At 69.5% G+C, this 285-nt stretch carries 1 protein-coding gene; it reads right to left on the bottom strand.

Annotation, left to right across the window (positions count from 1 at the left end; translation table 11 throughout):
• On the bottom strand, positions 1-285 hold a 285-nt coding region (locus HFP89_RS00010; RefSeq protein ID WP_168715586.1), incomplete at both ends, for a hypothetical protein.

Below are 285 nucleotides of genomic sequence, written 5' to 3' on the forward strand. Positions count from 1 at the left end.
GGCACCGAAGGTCAGGCCGGCGCCCAGCGTATCGGTCAGCACCAGCGGCGCGGTGGTGGCCGCGTCGCTGATCGTCGCGGTCAGCGTGTAGCTGATGGCCTGGCCGGCGATCACTTCGCTGCCCGAGACCGGGTCGGAGGTCTTGGCGACCACGATCACCGGATCGGCGACCGGGTGATCGGTATCGCAACTCGGACACTCGGGATCGGGATCGCCGCCGCCGGTCGGAACGACGCTGTTGCCGACCGAGCCGGTGGCGTCGGCATCGACCACTGCGGTATAGGT

This window comes from Wenzhouxiangella sp. XN79A (assembly GCF_012272825.1).
Lineage (GTDB): Bacteria > Pseudomonadota > Gammaproteobacteria > Xanthomonadales > Wenzhouxiangellaceae.